Annotated in this window: 3 protein-coding genes; 2 read left to right on the plus strand and 1 reads right to left on the minus strand. The window is 67.8% G+C overall.

Going from position 1 to position 1,135, the window contains the following annotated elements; all coding sequences use genetic code 11:
• Positions 1 to 602 (minus strand): LysR family transcriptional regulator (locus FFS27_RS33010; RefSeq protein ID WP_137952571.1); only part of this gene is annotated, 602 nt, incomplete at its 3' end.
• Between the two features lie 95 nt (positions 603 to 697).
• Here FFS27_RS33010 and FFS27_RS33015 point away from each other — a divergent pair.
• Positions 698 to 1,087: a CidA/LrgA family protein gene (locus FFS27_RS33015; RefSeq protein ID WP_003091885.1), complete on the plus strand. Its 390-nt coding sequence runs from the start codon at positions 698 to 700 to the stop codon at positions 1,085 to 1,087.
• Positions 1,074 to 1,135 (plus strand): hypothetical protein (locus FFS27_RS33970; protein ID WP_256659913.1); only part of this gene is annotated, 62 nt, incomplete at its 3' end. The genes FFS27_RS33015 and FFS27_RS33970, both read left to right, overlap by 14 nt.

A 1,135-nucleotide genomic window follows, 5' to 3' on the forward strand; every position in this document is an offset into this window, starting at 1 on the left:
TCGTTGAGGGTGAAGCTCTGCTGGTAGAGCAGGAACGGGCTGTCCGCCAGTTCGCCGAGGGCGACGCTGGCGGCAGCGGCCTTGGGATGCCCGGCCGGCAGCAGCACGTCCAGCGGTTCGTTGCAGAACGGCTGGTAGTCGAAGCCGTCGTCCGCCGGGGTGAGGCTGCCGGCCAGTTCCAGCTCGCCGGCCAGCACCGCCTGCTCCATGGTCTTGCTGCCGCCTTCCACCAGGTGCACGGCGATGTTCGGATAGCGCCGCCGGTATTCGGCGAAGCGTTGGGCGAACAGCGCGTCGGCACCGAGCAATGGCAGGCCCAGGCGCAGTTCGCCGCGGTTGAGTTGGCTGAGGTCGTCCAGTTCGCTGAGCAGGTCGCGGCGCAGCCGCAGCATCTCCTCGGCGCGGCGAAACACCACGGCGCCGGCGTCGGTCAGGCGCACGTGCGGCCCGTTGCGTTCCAATACCTGCACGCCAAGGCTCTGCTCCAGTTGGGCGACCTGCTTGCTGATGGTCGACTGGCTGGCGTGGCGGACCTGAGCCGCCTGGGTGAAGCTGCCCTGGCGGACCACTTCGACGAAGCTGCGGAGTTGACGGAATTCCATTCTGGAATGGCTCTCATGCGGACAATTCGCTTTGGGGATGATAGGCCGGGCCTTATCCTTTCTCCATCCCCGATTTCCCAGCCAAGGCCCTTCCCATGTTGCCCCCGCTCGTCCGCCGTCTGTCCCGCCTTGCCGCCGAACTGGCGGTACTCATCGCCTTCTGGTGGGCCGGCGGCTGGCTGGCGAAGGCCATCGGCCTGCCGCTGCCGGGCGGGGTGGTCGGCCTGGCGGCGCTGTTGCTGCTGTTCGCCAGCGGCCTGCTGCGTCCGGCCTGGCTGCAGGCCGGCGCCGGCCTGTTGCTGGCGGAGATGTTGCTGTTCTTCATCCCGGCGCTGATGAGCCTGCTCGACTACGGCGCGCTGCTACGCAGCGAGGGCTGGCGCATCCTCCTGGTGATCATGCTCAGCACCCTGCTGGTGATGCTGGTCACCGCGGTGTCGGTGGAGTGGATGTGCCGCTGGAGGGCGCGCCATGAGTCTCGATAAGCAAGCCCTGTTCTGGTTGGCGGCGACCGTCGGCGGCTACCTGCTGAG

The organism is Pseudomonas sp. 2VD (assembly GCF_005503585.1).
GTDB classification, from domain to species: domain Bacteria; phylum Pseudomonadota; class Gammaproteobacteria; order Pseudomonadales; family Pseudomonadaceae; genus Pseudomonas; species Pseudomonas aeruginosa.

Bases quoted from the DNA above. Each gene is read 5' to 3' on its own strand.
- FFS27_RS33015 (WP_003091885.1), top strand. From the start codon at position 698: ATGTTGCCCCCGCTCGTCCGCCGTCTGTCCCGCCTTGCCGCCGAACTG.